Annotated in this window: 17 protein-coding genes; 11 read left to right on the forward strand and 6 right to left on the reverse strand. The window is 71.1% G+C overall.

The features are described from left to right. The 9 genes from BW996_RS21830 to dut all read left to right on the forward strand — a co-directional run. A partial coding sequence (locus BW996_RS21830) for a hypothetical protein (RefSeq protein ID WP_175619149.1) occupies positions 1 to 266 on the forward strand: 266 nt, incomplete at its 5' end. Next, entirely contained in the window at positions 263 to 1,681 is a 1,419-nt protein-coding gene (gene thrC, locus BW996_RS19320) for a threonine synthase (protein WP_037480395.1), read from the forward strand. The genes BW996_RS21830 and thrC, both read left to right, overlap by 4 nt. 19 nt (positions 1,682 to 1,700) lie before the next feature. Further along, positions 1,701 to 2,261, forward strand: coding sequence for a molybdopterin-guanine dinucleotide biosynthesis protein B (gene mobB / locus BW996_RS19325; protein WP_037480398.1), 561 nt, complete (start codon positions 1,701 to 1,703; stop codon positions 2,259 to 2,261). Then, positions 2,227 to 3,519 carry a molybdopterin molybdotransferase MoeA gene (locus BW996_RS19330; protein ID WP_051631781.1) on the forward strand — a complete coding sequence of 431 codons (1,293 nt, stop codon included), beginning with the start codon at positions 2,227 to 2,229 and terminating at the stop codon, positions 3,517 to 3,519. The genes mobB and BW996_RS19330 overlap by 35 nt, the downstream gene beginning before the upstream one ends. A gap of 17 nt (positions 3,520 to 3,536) precedes the next feature. Beyond that, the gene (locus BW996_RS19335) at positions 3,537 to 3,797 is read left to right on the forward strand and encodes a MoaD/ThiS family protein (RefSeq protein ID WP_037480401.1); all 261 of its coding nucleotides are present in this window, start codon (positions 3,537 to 3,539) and stop codon (positions 3,795 to 3,797) included. Positions 3,798 to 3,801: 4 nt separating this feature from the next. Next, positions 3,802 to 4,326 carry a molybdenum cofactor biosynthesis protein MoaE gene (locus BW996_RS19340; protein ID WP_037480404.1) on the forward strand — a complete coding sequence of 175 codons (525 nt, stop codon included), beginning with the start codon at positions 3,802 to 3,804 and terminating at the stop codon, positions 4,324 to 4,326. Then, the gene (gene crcB / locus BW996_RS19345; RefSeq protein WP_375131353.1) at positions 4,323 to 4,718 is read left to right on the forward strand and encodes a fluoride efflux transporter CrcB; all 396 of its coding nucleotides are present in this window, start codon (positions 4,323 to 4,325) and stop codon (positions 4,716 to 4,718) included. Before BW996_RS19340 ends, crcB begins: the two co-directional genes overlap by 4 nt. Positions 4,719 to 4,853: 135 nt before the next feature. After that, complete coding sequence (locus BW996_RS19350) at positions 4,854 to 5,855, forward strand: NADPH:quinone oxidoreductase family protein (protein WP_037480448.1); 1,002 nt, start codon at positions 4,854 to 4,856, stop codon at positions 5,853 to 5,855. 8 nt (positions 5,856 to 5,863) lie between these two features. Further along, a complete protein-coding gene (gene dut / locus BW996_RS19355; protein WP_037480406.1) occupies positions 5,864 to 6,364 on the forward strand; it encodes a dUTP diphosphatase in 501 nt (166 codons plus the stop codon). A gap of 19 nt (positions 6,365 to 6,383) precedes the next feature. Here dut and BW996_RS19360 read toward each other — a convergent pair whose 3' ends face one another. Then, positions 6,384 to 6,908: an FKBP-type peptidyl-prolyl cis-trans isomerase gene (locus BW996_RS19360; protein WP_037480408.1), complete on the reverse strand. Its 525-nt coding sequence runs from the start codon at positions 6,906 to 6,908 to the stop codon at positions 6,384 to 6,386. A 66-nt stretch (positions 6,909 to 6,974) separates the two neighbouring features. On the opposite strand from BW996_RS19360, the gene BW996_RS19365 reads away from it, so the two are divergent. Continuing rightward, on the forward strand, positions 6,975 to 8,174 hold the full coding sequence (locus BW996_RS19365; RefSeq protein WP_051631782.1) for a cupin domain-containing protein: 1,200 nt from the start codon (positions 6,975 to 6,977) through the stop codon (positions 8,172 to 8,174). A 322-nt stretch (positions 8,175 to 8,496) separates the two neighbouring features. Beyond that, entirely contained in the window at positions 8,497 to 8,712 is a 216-nt protein-coding gene (locus tag BW996_RS21835; protein ID WP_375131356.1) for a hypothetical protein, read from the forward strand. Positions 8,713 to 8,840: 128 nt separating this feature from the next. Here BW996_RS21835 and bamC read toward each other — a convergent pair whose 3' ends face one another. Genes bamC through BW996_RS19390 form a run of 5 tightly spaced genes read right to left on the reverse strand, consistent with a single transcriptional unit; the run spans position 8,841 to position 12,921 of the window. Further along, complete coding sequence (gene bamC / locus BW996_RS19375) at positions 8,841 to 10,019, reverse strand: NlpB/DapX family lipoprotein (protein ID WP_241461919.1); 1,179 nt, start codon at positions 10,017 to 10,019, stop codon at positions 8,841 to 8,843. Between the two features lie 29 nt (positions 10,020 to 10,048). Continuing rightward, positions 10,049 to 10,930, reverse strand: coding sequence for a 4-hydroxy-tetrahydrodipicolinate synthase (gene dapA, locus BW996_RS19380; protein WP_037480414.1), 882 nt, complete (start codon positions 10,928 to 10,930; stop codon positions 10,049 to 10,051). Next, the gene (locus BW996_RS19385) at positions 10,927 to 11,547 is read right to left on the reverse strand and encodes a class I SAM-dependent methyltransferase (RefSeq protein ID WP_076459060.1); all 621 of its coding nucleotides are present in this window, start codon (positions 11,545 to 11,547) and stop codon (positions 10,927 to 10,929) included. The genes dapA and BW996_RS19385 overlap by 4 nt, the downstream gene beginning before the upstream one ends. Before the next feature lie 8 nt (positions 11,548 to 11,555). Beyond that, a complete protein-coding gene (locus tag BW996_RS22410) occupies positions 11,556 to 11,681 on the reverse strand; it encodes a hypothetical protein (protein ID WP_259373349.1) in 126 nt (41 codons plus the stop codon). Position 11,682: 1 nt separating this feature from the next. Continuing rightward, on the reverse strand, positions 11,683 to 12,921 hold the full coding sequence (locus tag BW996_RS19390; RefSeq protein WP_051631784.1) for an MFS transporter: 1,239 nt from the start codon (positions 12,919 to 12,921) through the stop codon (positions 11,683 to 11,685). Between the last annotated feature and the right edge of the window lie 9 nt (positions 12,922 to 12,930).

Here is a 12,930-nt window from a genome sequence, read left to right on the forward strand (position 1 = left end):
GCCTGGGGATAAGCCGGGAGCTGGTGGAGAGGCTGGGCGGGACGCCGGAGGCGCTGGAGGATCTGGCGACATCAATGGTGCGCTTGGCGACGGTGCGAGAGCCCGCCGACACCAGCCTGCTGTCAGAAGCGGCGACAATCTATGCTGCGCTGGTGCAGCGGTGTCCTCAGGTGACGGTCTATGCCGATCGACTCGCCTCCATGCAGAACCTGCTCGATACCGGCAAGAACGCTTTTCCCGACCCCCGTCCCGACGACTCCAAGTGAAATACATCAGCACCCGAGGCGACCAGACCCCCCGCCGTTTCTGCGAGATCCTGCTGGAGGGCCTGGCGCCCGACGGCGGCCTGTACCTGCCGGTCAGCTATCCGGTGATCGATGCGGCCAAGCTGGCGCGCTGGCGCGGCCTGTCGTATGCCGAGCTGGCCTTCGAGATCCTGTCGCTCTACATCGATGACATCCCGCCGCTGGACCTGAAGGCGCTGGTCGACAAGACCTACACGGCCGAGGTGTTCGGCACCGCCGCGATCACGCCGGTCACGCCGCTGGAGCCGGGCCTGTTCCTCGAAGGCCTGTCGAATGGCCCGACGCTCGCCTTCAAGGACATGGCGATGCAGCTGCTGGGCAACCTGTTCGAGTTTGAACTGGGCCGCCGCGGCGAGCAGCTCAACATCCTGGGCGCGACCTCGGGCGACACCGGCAGCGCGGCCGAGTACGCGATGCGCGGCAAGAAGGGCGTGCGCGTCTTCATGCTCAGCCCGCACGGCCGCATGAGCCCCTTCCAGCAGGCGCAGATGTTCAGCCTGCAGGACGAGAACATCCACAACCTGGCGGTCGAAGGCGTGTTCGACGACGCGCAGGACATCGTCAAGGCGGTCTCCAACGACCTCGAGTTCAAGCGCGCCTACCGCATCGGCACCGTCAACTCGATCAACTGGGCGCGCCTGCTGGCCCAGGTCGTCTACTACTTCGCCGGTTATTTCCAGGCCACGAAGAGCAACGACGAGCAGGTCAGCTTCACCGTGCCGTCGGGCAACTTCGGCAACGTCTGCGCCGGCCATGTGGCGCGGCAGATGGGCCTGCCGGTCAAGCACCTGGTCGTGGCCACCAACGAGAACAACGTGCTCGAGGAGTTCTTCCGCACCGGCACCTACCGCGTGCGCGCAAGCAGCGAGACCTACGAGACCTCCAGCCCGTCGATGGACATCTCGAAGGCCTCGAACTTCGAGCGCTTCATCTGCGATCTGGTCGAGCGCGACGGCGCGCGCACCCAGGCGCTGTTCGGCGCGGCGCTGTCGAAGGACGGCGTCTTCACGCTCACGGCCGAGGAATTCGCCCGCGTGCAAGGCTACGGCTTCCAGGCCGGCCGCTCGACCCACGCCGACCGCCTGGCGACGATCCGCGCCACTTACCAAGGCCAGGGCGTGCTGATCGACACCCACACCGCCGACGGCGTGAAGGTCGCGCGCGAGCTGATCGAGCCGGGCGTGCCGATGATCGTGCTGGAGACGGCGCTGCCGGCCAAGTTCGAGGGCACGATCGCCGAGGCGCTGGGCACCGAGGTCAAGGCGCCGCGCCCGGCGGCTCTGGCTGATCTGGAATCGCGCCCGAAGCGCTTCCAGGTGGTGCCGGCCGACACGCAGGTCGTCAAGCAGTACCTGCGCGACCACGTGCCGCTCTGAGCGTCCGGGCCCGGCCACGATGCAGGTCATCGGACTGTGCGGAGCCTCGAACTCCGGCAAGACCACGCTGGCCGAGAAGCTCATCCGTGCGCTGAAGGCGCGCGGCTGCCGCGTCTCGGTGGTCAAGCATGCGCACAAGCGCTTCGACATCGACCGCCCCGGCAAGGACAGCTTCCGCCACCGCGAGGCCGGCGCCTTCGAGGTGCTGGTCGCCAACGGTCAGCGGCTGGCGCTGATGCGCGAGTTCGAGGTCGAGGCCGAGCTCTCGGTGCACCAGATGCTGGCCGAGCTGAGCGATCTCTCGGCGCTGGGCCTGGAGCATTGGGTGCTGGTCGAGGGCTTCAAGCACGCCGACCTGCCCAAGATCGAGGTCTGGCGCGCCGCGCATGGTGCGCGGCCGCTCTATCCGGACGATCCGTTTGTCGTCGCGCTGGCGGTGCCTGCCGCCGACGCGCTGCCCCATCCCTGCGGCCTGCCGCGCTTCGACCTCGACGAGGCCGACGCCGGGGCGCTGGCCGATTTCCTTCGCAGCGATCCTTCCCGCCATGAGTACCACGCCCCCGATCCCGAGCTCGGCTGAGGCTCCGCGCCGCTCCGCGCTGCGCAGCCTCGACGAGGCGCTTGCGGCCCTGCTGGACGGCCTGTCGCCGGTCTGCGCCGCCGCGTCCGAGACCGTGCCGACCGCCGACGCGCTCGGCCGCGTGCTGGCCGCCGATGTCGTCTCGCTGCTGGACGTGCCGCCGGCCGACAACACCTCGATGGACGGCTACGCGATGCGCGCCGCCGACGTGCCGCGCGAGGGCACGGTGCTGCCGGTGTCGCAGCGCATTCCCGCCGGCGTGGTCGGCGAGCCGCTGCAGCCCGGCAGCGCTGCGCGCATCTTCACCGGCGCGCAGGTGCCCGCCGGCGCCGACGCGGTGGTGATGCAGGAGGTCTGCGAGGCGCTGCCCGACGGCACGGTGCGCATCAACCAGGTGCCCGCGCCGGGCCAATGGGTGCGCCGCCGCGCCGAGGATGTCGCGCGCGGCGCGGTGGTGCTGGCCGCCGGCACCCGGCTGACGCCGGCCGCGCTTGGCCTGGCCGCCTCGGTGGGCGCGGCCACGCTCGCGGTCGCGCGCCGGCCGCGCGTGGCCGTCTTCTCGACCGGCGACGAGCTGGTGATGCCGGGTGAGGTCGCGCCCGAGGCGATGCGCCCGGGCGCCATCTACAACTCCAACCGCTACACGCTGCGCGGCCTGCTGCAGGCGCTGGGCTGCGAGGTCGACGACCTCGGCATCGTGCCCGACCGCCGCGAGGCCACCCGCGCGGCGCTGCGCGAGGCGGCCGCCGGCCATGACCTGATCGTCACCTCTGGCGGCGTCTCCGCCGGCGAGGAGGATCACCTCAAGCCCGCGGTCGAGGCCGAGGGCCGCCTGTCGCTGTGGCAGGTAGCGATGAAGCCGGGCAAGCCGCTGGCCTTCGGCGCGGTGCGCCGCCCGGACGGCGCCGGCGAGGCGGCCTTCATCGGCCTGCCGGGCAATCCGGTGTCGGTCTTCGTGACCTTCCTGCTGACGGTGCGCCCGCTGCTGCTGGCGCTGCAGGGCGTGCCGGCCGTCCAGGCGGCGCGGCTGCCGGCGCTGCCGCTGCCGGCCGGCTTCGACTGGCCCCGGCCCGACCGCCGCCGCGAGTTCGTGCGTGCGCGCGTGGGCGAGGACGGCCGCGTGCAGCTCTTCCCGAACCAGAGCTCGGGCGTGCTGACCTCGGCGGTCTGGGCCGAGGGCCTGGTCGACATCGCCGCCGGTCAGGCGATCGCCGCGGGCGAGACGGTGCGCTTCATCCCGCTGGCCGCGCTGAACTGAACCCGGAGACCTGAGCGATGACGATCCAGATCCGCTATTTCGCCTCGCTGCGCGAGGCCCTGGGCGCGGGCGAGACGCTGGTGCTGGAGCCGGGGGCACCGGCGCTGACGGTCGGCGCGCTGCGCGACCGGCTGATCGCGCGCGGCGATGCGTATGCCGAGGCGCTGGCCCGTGGCCGCGCCCTGCGCGCCGCGCTGAACCAGACGATGTGCGCCGAGACCGCCGAGATCGCCGACGGCGCCGAGGTGGCCTTCTTCCCGCCGGTCACCGGAGGCTGAGGCGATGAGCACCACGCCTGCGCGCCCGCGGGTCGCCATCCAGACCGAGGACTTCGACCTCTCCGCCGAGGTCGCCGCGCTGCGGGCCGGCGACGGCGCGGTCGGCGCGGTCACCACCTTCATCGGCACGGTGCGCGACCGCCACGCCGGCCAGCCCGACCCGGACAGCGCTTCGGTCAGCGCGATGGAGCTCGAGCACTATCCCGGCATGACCGAGCGCGCCATCGAGGCGATGATCGACGAGGCGCTGCGTCGCTTCGACATCCGCGCCGCGCGGGTGGTGCACCGCGTCGGCCCGCTGGCCATCGGCGACCAGATCGTGCTGGTGGCGGTCAGCTCGATGCACCGCGGCGAATCCTTCCAGGCCTGCGAGTTCCTGATGGACTGGCTCAAGTCCGAGGCGCCGTTCTGGAAGAAGGAGACGACCGCCGAGGGCGCGCGCTGGGTCGATGCGCGCGTCAGCGACGAGCGCGCGCTGGCGCGCTGGGGCATCGCCAGCACGAACGCCTCGCCGGCCGGCACGCCGTGAGCCTGGGCGCGGTCGCGCTCCAGACCGGCGCGGTCGCGCTGGGCGCCGCGCTGGGCGCGATCCTGCGCTGGCAGGCCTCGCTGCGGCTGGGCCTGGTCGTCGCGGGCTTTCCGATGGGCACGCTGCTGGTCAACCTGGTCGGCGGCTTCTTGATCGGTCTGGCCATTGTCTGGTTTCGCCTTCATCCAGAAGAAACTAACAGCCGACTGTTGATCGTCACCGGCTTCCTGGGCGGACTGACGACCTTCTCGTCGTTCTCGGGGGAGTCCTTGCTGCTGCTGCAGGCGGGGCAGGTGCCGCTGGCGCTGCTGCACAGCGCCGCGCACCTGCTGGGCGCGCTGGCGGCGGTGGCGCTGGGCTGGCGGCTCGGGCAGGTGATCTTCGGCGGCTGATCCTCGGCGCTTCTGGCATCCGGCTCCGCGCTTTCCCTGGCCTGTCGCTCGGGTGTCAGCACCAGCGGCCGGTCTGCGCACAGACTGCGCTCCCGTCCTCCCACGCTGCCCGGAGCCTCGCCGATGTCCGCCACCATGCGCGCCTTGATCTGTCACGCCTTCGGCCCGATCGCCGACCTCCAGGTCGAGACGGTGCCGGTGCCCGAGCCCGGTCCGGGCGAGGTACGGGTCCGCGTCGAGGCCGCCTCGCTGAACTTTCCCGACGCGCTGATCGTCCAGGGCCTCTACCAGGTCCGCCCGGCGCTGCCGTTCTCGCCGGGTGCCGAACTGGCCGGCACGATCGTCGCGGTGGGCGAGGGCGTCAGCGACTGGCGGCTGGGTCAGCGGGTGCTGAGCTTCTGCGGCCACGGCGGCTTCGCCGAGCAGGCGATCGTGCCGGCCGCACAGCTGCTGCCGCTGCCCGAGGGCATGGACATGGACACCGGCGCCGCGCTGGTGCTGACCTACGGCACCTCGCTGCATGCGCTGAAGGACGTGGCGCGCCTGCAGCCGGGCGAGACGCTGCTGGTGCTGGGCGCGGCCGGCGGCGTCGGGCTGGCGGCGATCGAGATCGCGCGCGACCTCGGCGCGCGGGTGATCGCCGCCGCTTCCAGCGCCGAGCGCCTGGCGCTGTGCCGCCAGCATGGCGCGCACGAGCTGATCGACTACAGCCGCGAGGATCTGCGCCGCCGTGTCGAGGCGCTGACGGGCGGGCAGGGCGCGCAGGTGGTCTGCGACCCGGTCGGTGGTGCCCTGACCGAGGCGGCGCTGCGTGCCACTGCCTGGCGGGGGCGCTACCTGGTGGTGGGCTTCGCGTCCGGCGAGATCCCGCGCCCGCCGCTGAACCTGGCGCTGCTGAAGGAGCGCCAGATCCTCGGGGTGTTCTGGGGCGACGCGGTGCGACGCGATCCGGCGCAGCATGCGCTGAACATGCGCCAGCTCGCCGAGGGCGTCGTGCAGGGGCGGCTGAATCCCTTCATCAGCGAGCGCCTGCCGCTGCAGGGCGCGCGCGACGCGATCGCGCGCATGGCCGCGCGCCAGGTGGTCGGCAAGGTGGTGGTCCGGCCGCAGGAGCCGGCCGGGGACGGCCGGCGATAATCCGCCGGATGAACGTCTCTCCTGCCTCCACTTTTGCCCCCGAGATCGAGGTCCGCATCCTCGACGAGCGCCTGCACGCCTGGGGCCTGCCGCGCTACCAGACCGACCTGGCCGCGGGCATCGACCTGATCGCCTGCCTGGATGCGCCGCTGCGCATCGAGCCGCAGGCCGCCGCGCAGCTGGTGCCGACCGGCCTGGCGATGCACATGGACTCCGACGCCTTCTTCGCGATGATCGTGGCGCGCTCGGGCCTGGGCCACAAGAAGGGCCTGGTGCTGGGCAATGGCACCGGCATCATCGACGCCGACTACATGGCCCAGATCTACGTGAGCGTCTGGAACCGCAATCCGGCCGGCGAGGCCATCGTCATCGAGCCGGGCGACCGCATCGCGCAGCTGCTGTTCGTGCCGGTGGTGCGCCCGCGCCTGAAGGTGGTGGCCGAGTTCAGCGGCGACAGCGCGCGCGGCCAGGGCGGCTTCGGCTCGACCGGCGTGGCCGCCAAGGGCTGAGCCGGCCTGCCGATCCTGCTCAGTGCAGCGTGGCGCCGGGCGGGGCCAGATCGGTCAGGCTGACCGCGCTCTCGCCGCCGACGCCGCCGTTCTCGATCTCCTCGTCGGTGGCCTCGCGCACCGCGTGCACCTTCATCTGCAGCACCAGCGCGATGCCGGCCAGCGGATGGTTGCCGTCGAGCACCACATGCGTGTCGTAGACCTCGGTGACCGAATAGATCACGTCGGCGGGCAGGTCTGGCGTGGTGCTGCCGGGTGGCGGGCCCTCGAAGCGCATGCCGACCTCGACATGCTCCGGGAAGATCGCGCGTTCCTCGAAGAACACCAGCTGCGCGTTGTAGTCGCCAAAGGCATGTTCGGGCTCGAGATGCAGCGTCATCTCATGGCCTTCGCCCTGGCCGGCCAGGGCTTCCTCGACCTTCGGGAAAAGGTCGTCGCCGCCGACGAGGAATTCGAGCGGTTCGGCCAGGTCGTCGATGAGCTGGCCATGGGCATCTTCGAGTCGCCAGCTCAGGCTGACGACGCAGGGGGCTTGGATCTGCATGGGCGCAATCATCGCATGCCGATCGGCTCAAGGCGTGCGTCCGTCACGCACCGGCACAATGCGCGGATGAACACGAATCCTGTTTCCGCCTCCTGCCATCCCGATCCTGCGGTCGCTCCGATCGACCAGCCTGTCGCCTTGCTCGGCGGCCTGAGCGCGGCCGACTTCATGCGCACGCACTGGCAGCGCCAGCCCTTGCTGGTGCGCCAGGCGCTGCCCGGCGTGCAGCCGCCGATCAGCCGCGCCGACCTGTTCCGTCTGGCCGAGAGCGACGAGGTCGAGTCGCGCCTGGTGGTGCGCCACGGCCAGGGCGATGACGCCGACTGGTCGCTGCAGCGCGGTCCGCTCGCGCGGCGCAACCTGCCGCCGCTGAAGCAGCGCGACTGGACGGTGCTGGTGCAGGGCCTGGACCTGCATGTGCCGGCTGCGCAGGCGCTGCTGACGCGCTTTCGCTTCGTGCCGCAGGCGCGTCTGGACGACCTGATGATCTCCTGGGCGGCCGAGGGCGGCGGCGTCGGTCCGCACTTCGATTCCTACGACGTCTTCCTGATCCAGGTGGCGGGGCGGCGGCGCTGGCGCATCGGCCGCATGCCCGACGCCCGGCTGCGCGAGGGCCTGCCGGTCAAGATCATCGAGAACTTCGTCTTCGAGCAGGAATGGGTGCTCGAGCCCGGCGACATGCTCTACCTGCCGCCGGGCTGGGCGCATGACGGCGATGCGGTCGGCGGCGAATGCATGACCTGCTCGGTGGGGTTTCGCTCGCCGCACCGCAGCGAGCTCGCGCGCGAGACGCTGCTGCGGGTGGCCGACGCGATCGAGGACGAGTCGGACGCCGGCACCCGCCCGGTCGTCTACCTCGATCCGCAGCAGCCCGCCACCACCGCGCCGGGGCGCATCCCGGCCGATCTGCTGCAGTTCACCGAAACGGCGCTGCGCCGGGTGCTCGACGAGCCGGGGGCGCTGGCGCGCGCGCTGGGCGAGTACCTGAGCGAGCCGAAGGCGAACGTCAGCTTCGAGATCGCCGAGGATCCGCTGCCCGAGGACTGCGGCGTGCAGCTCGACGCGCGCAGCATCATGCTCTACGACGAGGCGCACATCTTCATGAACGGCGACTCCTGGCATGCAGCCGACGAGGATGCCGAGGTGCTGCATCGACTCGCTGATGCGCGTCATCTCGATGCCGCCGCGGTCGCCGCAGCCAGCCCGGAGCTGCGCGCGCTGCTCGAGCAGTGGTGCGATGACGGCTGGATCCATCCGCAGGCATGACGCGGAGATGGCGTCTCGATCGTGGCGTAATTGAAACAGGCGGGAGGGCTGTCAACGGCTTTTTCGCCCCAGGCGTTACGATAACGGTGCTGTGCTGCAACATGATGGTGCCCCCGGCATGAGTCCCGGCGGGCTCCGCGTCAGCGAAGCACGAGGTTTGATGTTGTATAATGGAAGGCTGGTTGCAGAAATGCTCGAGCTTTCTGTTTCCTAGATGGCGCGTGAAGACCGCGGCAGGTTTGCCGCAAGTCCGACGAGCCGAAATTACCGGTAATTTTCTGTCTCTCAGACTGAGGTAAAAAGCATGAACAAGTCGCTCCTGATGGCCGCCCTGATCGCTGCCGCTGCCCTGGCCGCCTGCGGCAAGAAGGAAGAAGCCCCGGCCGCTCCGGCCGTTGACGCTGCTGCTTCGGCTGCCGCTCCGGTCGTCGAGGCCGCTTCGGCTGCTGCTGACGCCGCTGCTTCGGCTGCTACCGACGCCGCTTCGGCCGTCGTTGAAGCCGCTTCGGCCGCTGTCGACGCTGCTGCCTCGAAGTAAGTCCTGATGCCGCACCGGATGGTGCGGCTCTGGAAAAAAGAACCGCCCCTTGGGGCGGTTTTTTCATGGGCCCATGAATTCTCATGGGCACAAGGAAAAGGGCCGAGGCCCTGGATCAGCGCAGTTCGTCAGCGCAGTTCGCCGACCAGCAGCTGCGCGATGCTGCGTGCGCCTTCGTCGGCCACCGGGCGACTCTGCTCGTCGAGCACCGCCACCTGGGTGCGCTCGCCGGTGCCGCTCAGGCGCAGGCGGTAGCGTGTGCCGCTGAGGTCATCCTTGCGGGCACCGAACATGCGCGACAGCAGGCTGGGCTCTTCCTTGCCGGCGAGTTTCGGGTCGACATAGCGCAGGGTGTAGAGACCTGTGCCGCGATCGCGTTCCTCGACGGTGAAGCTGCTGCGGTCCAGCGCCAGGCCGACGCGGCGCCAGCTGCGCTCCAGGCTGTCGTCGATCTCCAGCGCGGCACCGGGCTGACCTTCGAGCAGGCGGGCGCGCTGCGCTGCAGCCGGTGCGGCGGTGACGGTCTTCAGCGCGCTGTCGACCGCCTGGGCCGAGGGCTTCGCGTTCTCGTCCGTGCTGCCCAGGCGCACCATGAGCCGCGCCAGCATTTCCGCCTCGAGGCCGGCATCGCTGGGCCGGGCGACCCAGCGCAGCGTCTCGGTGCGCTCCTTCGGGCCGGTGGCGATCTCCTCCAGGCCGCGGTGGCTGATGTAGATCTCGGTGAACTCGCCGTTGCGCTCGACCCGGGTGCGGTAGCGGTCGCGCTCGCCGGTGTCGCGCAGGCGATCGAGCACCTTGCCGACGGTGCGGCTGACCAGATCGTCGGGCAGCTTGGCGCGGTTCTCGGCCCAGTCGGTCTCCATGACGCCGGCTTGGGGCAGATCGCTGGCCAGCGCAAAGCCGCTGTCCTGCCAGAACTGGCGCAGCACCGGCCAGAGCTGTTCGGGCGTCTGGCGAGTGACCAGCCAGCGCTGCTGGCCGGAGCGTTCGATGCGGAGATCGCCGCTGGACTGCGGTGCGATCGTGGTGGCGGACGCGCCGGCCTGCGGCTTGCCGCCGACTTCGGCTGCAGCGGACTGCAGCGCGGTGGCGCTGACACTGCCGCCCACCGGCGGCTGGTAGCGCGGATCGCCGGAGAGCTGGGTCAGGTCGGGCGGCACCTGCAGCGTCGGCGCCGGCGTGGCGGCGGCTGCACGGTAGTCGACACGGCTCGACAGGAAGGAGTCGGTCGTCGTGGTGCAACCGGCCAGCGCGAGCGTGAATGCTGCGGTGCCGAGGGCGACCGGACGCAGGAACAGCGGGGACATCGTCATCCTCGGGAAAACAGGACGGAGGCTCAGAGCAGGCCGGCTTCGCGCATCGCGGCTTCCAGGCCGGGCATCAGCGCGTCGGTCATCGGCACCATCGGCAGGCGCAGCGTGCCGCCGCACAGGCCCAGGCGCTGCATCGCCCACTTGACCGGCACCGGGTTCGGTTCGGCGAACAGCAGCTTGTTGAGCGTGGCCAGGCGGAAGTGGATGTCGCGCGCGGTCTTGACGTCGCCCTCGACGGCGGCGTGGCACAGCTGCGCCATCAGGCGCGGCGCGATGTTGGCGGTGACGCTCACGTTGCCGCGGCCGCCCAGCAGCATCAGTGCGATGGCGGTGCCGTCGTCGCCCGAGTAGACGCCGAAGCCTGCGGGCGCGTGCTTGATCAGCCAGGCGGCGCGCTCGATGTTGCCGGTCGCCTCCTTGATGCCGAAGACGCCGGGCAGCTGCGCGGCGCGCAGCGAGGTCTCGGGCAGCATGTCCGCCACCGTGCGGCCGGGCACGTTGTACAGCATCATCGGGATGTCCACCGCCTCGGCAATGGCCCGGAAATGCTGGTAGATGCCTTCCTGCGACGGCTTGTTGTAGTAGGGCACGACGCTGAGCGTGCAGTCGGCGCCGACCTGCTTGGCGAACTTCGCCAGCTCGATGGCCTCGCGGGTGGAGTTGCCACCGGCGCCGGCCATCACCGGCACGCGGCCGCCCGCCTGCTCGACGGCGACGCGGATGATCTCGCAGTGCTCCTCGACCGACACCGTCGGCGATTCGCCCGTGGTGCCGACGACGCCGATGCACGCCGTGCCTTCGGCGACGTGCCAGTCGATCAGCCGGCGCAGGCTGGGGTAGTCGACGCTGCCGTCCTCGTGCATCGGGGTGACGAGGGCGACGATGCTGCCTGTGATCGGATTCATGTGCTGAGGTCCTTGTGATCCGTGAATTCTAAACTGGCGGGAAGAGGGGGAAATTCGGCTGGCTTGCGCAGGGCCGCGATGCGCTGGACCCGTCGCGGCGGATCCGGCAGCACGCCGTCCTCGTAGGCGACCACCGTCAGGTCATGGCGCTGCGCCAGCGCGAGCAGCTCGCCCGGGCGCAGCAGGAAGTCGGGCCGGCTCGGCCGGCCGAAGCGGGCGTGGCCCTGCGCGAAGGTCTCGTGCAGCAGCACGCCGCCGGGCGCCAGCAGCGCGACCGCCTCGTCCAGGCGCGGCCGCCAGAGGTAGTTGGTGATGACGACCGCATCGAACTGCCGGCCCGCCAGCGGCCAGGGCGTGCCCTCGAGCGGCTCCAGGTCGGCCGCGAGCGGGGTGATGCCGGGCAGGCCCGAGGCTGCGAGCGTGGCCAGCGCGGCGGTGTCGCGGTCGACCGCGGTGACCTGCGCACCCTGCGCGGCCAGCCATCGTGCGTGGCGGCCGGCGCCGCAGGCCAGGTCGAGCACCCGCGCGCCGGTGGACAGTCCGGCGATCAGCGGTGCGTGGCGGGTGATCCAGGACGAGGGCGCGCCGCTGCCGTGAGGCCAGGCGGACGGGGACAGCGACGGATTCAGAAGCAGCTCCAGAGACGGTTGCCGAGCTCGACGATCATCGACGGGCGAAGATAGCTCATGAACACCAGCGCCAGCACGCCGACGGCGAGCAGGCGCAGGGCCCAGCGCTGCGGGGCGCGCATGTCAGGCCGGCTGCGCGACCGGGCGCGCGATCGGGCCCTCGCGCACCGGCAGGTTGGCCAGCGCCGCGAACACGCCCAGCGCCACCGCCAGCCACCAGACGACGTCGTAGCTGCCGGTGGCGTCATAGAGCCGCCCGCCCAGCCACACGCCCAGGAAGGAGCCGACCTGGTGGCTCAGGAAGACGAAGCCGCCCAGCATCGACAGGTACTGCACGCCGAAGATCTGCGCGATGACCGCATTGGTCGGCGGCACGGTGGACAGCCACAGCACGCCCATCACGGCCGAGAACAGGTAGACGCTGGCGGGCGTCAGCGGCGCGGCCAGGAAGGTCACGATCGCCACCGAGCGCAGCAGGTAGATGGTCGAGAGGATGTGGCGCTTGGCCAGGCGCTGGCCGAGCACGCCCGCGCCATAGGTGCCGAAGACGTTGAACAGGCCGATCAGCGCCAGCGCGGTGGTGGCCACCTCGGGCGCCAGGCCGTGGTCCTTCAGGTAGCTGGGCATGTGCACGCCGATGAAGACCACCTGGAAGCCGCAGACGAAGTAGCCCGCCATCAGCCACTGGAAGCTGCGGTAGCCGAAGGCCTCGCGCAGCGCCGCGCCGATGCTCTGCTGCGCACGTGCCGGGCCGCCCGGCGCCACCGGCTCGCGCAGGCCCAGCGCCAGCGGTGCGATCACCAGCGCCGCGCCGCCCAGCAGCATCAGCGCCTGCTGCCAGCCGAAGGAGGCGATCAGCCACTGCTCGACCGGCACCATCAGGAACTGCCCGAAGGAGCCGGCGGCCGCCGCCACGCCCATCGCCCAGGAGCGCCGCGCCGGGTCGATCTGGCGGCCGATGATGCCGTAGACCACCGCGTAGGTCGTGCCCGACTGGGCGATGCCGATCAGCAGGCCGGCGCTGGCGGTGAAGGTGGCGCCGGTGGGCGAGAGCGCCATCAGCACCAGACCGAGCGCATAGAGCAGCGCGCCGCCCGCCAGCACCCGGAAGGCGCCGAAGCGGTCGGCCAGCATGCCCGCCACCGGCCCGGCCACGCCCCAGGCGAGGTTCTGCACCGCCATCGCGAAGGCGAAGGTCTCGCGCGTCCAGCCGCGCTCCATGGTGATCGGGGTCAGCCACAGGCCGAAGCCGTGGCGGATGCCCATCGACAGCGTCACCACCAGCGCCCCGCACAGCAGGACCTGGTGCATCGACAGTCGGGCGGCCTGACCGGGCGGGGAGGGGGGGACGGCAGTGCTCATGGCCGGACA

It is taken from the genome of Sphaerotilus natans, assembly GCF_900156335.1.
Classification (GTDB): Bacteria; Pseudomonadota; Gammaproteobacteria; order Burkholderiales; family Burkholderiaceae_C; genus Sphaerotilus; species Sphaerotilus natans.

Bases quoted from the DNA above. Each gene is read 5' to 3' on its own strand.
- mobB (WP_037480398.1), top strand. From the start codon at position 1,701: ATGCAGGTCATCGGACTGTGCGGAGCCTCGAACTCCGGCAAGACCACG.
- BW996_RS19330 (WP_051631781.1), top strand. From the start codon at position 2,227: ATGAGTACCACGCCCCCGATCCCGAGCTCGGCTGAGGCTCCGCGCCGC.
- BW996_RS19335 (WP_037480401.1), top strand. From the start codon at position 3,537: ATGACGATCCAGATCCGCTATTTCGCCTCGCTGCGCGAGGCCCTGGGC.
- BW996_RS19340 (WP_037480404.1), top strand. From the start codon at position 3,802: ATGAGCACCACGCCTGCGCGCCCGCGGGTCGCCATCCAGACCGAGGAC.
- BW996_RS19350 (WP_037480448.1), top strand. From the start codon at position 4,854: ATGCGCGCCTTGATCTGTCACGCCTTCGGCCCGATCGCCGACCTCCAG.
- dut (WP_037480406.1), top strand. From the start codon at position 5,864: ATGAACGTCTCTCCTGCCTCCACTTTTGCCCCCGAGATCGAGGTCCGC.
- BW996_RS19360 (WP_037480408.1), bottom strand. From the start codon at position 6,908: ATGCAGATCCAAGCCCCCTGCGTCGTCAGCCTGAGCTGGCGACTCGAA.
- BW996_RS19365 (WP_051631782.1), top strand. From the start codon at position 6,975: ATGAACACGAATCCTGTTTCCGCCTCCTGCCATCCCGATCCTGCGGTC.
- BW996_RS21835 (WP_375131356.1), top strand. From the start codon at position 8,497: ATGGCCGCCCTGATCGCTGCCGCTGCCCTGGCCGCCTGCGGCAAGAAG.
- bamC (WP_241461919.1), bottom strand. From the start codon at position 10,019: ATGTCCCCGCTGTTCCTGCGTCCGGTCGCCCTCGGCACCGCAGCATTC.
- dapA (WP_037480414.1), bottom strand. From the start codon at position 10,930: ATGAATCCGATCACAGGCAGCATCGTCGCCCTCGTCACCCCGATGCAC.
- BW996_RS22410 (WP_259373349.1), bottom strand. From the start codon at position 11,681: ATGCGCGCCCCGCAGCGCTGGGCCCTGCGCCTGCTCGCCGTCGGCGTG.
- BW996_RS19390 (WP_051631784.1), bottom strand. From the start codon at position 12,921: ATGAGCACTGCCGTCCCCCCCTCCCCGCCCGGTCAGGCCGCCCGACTG.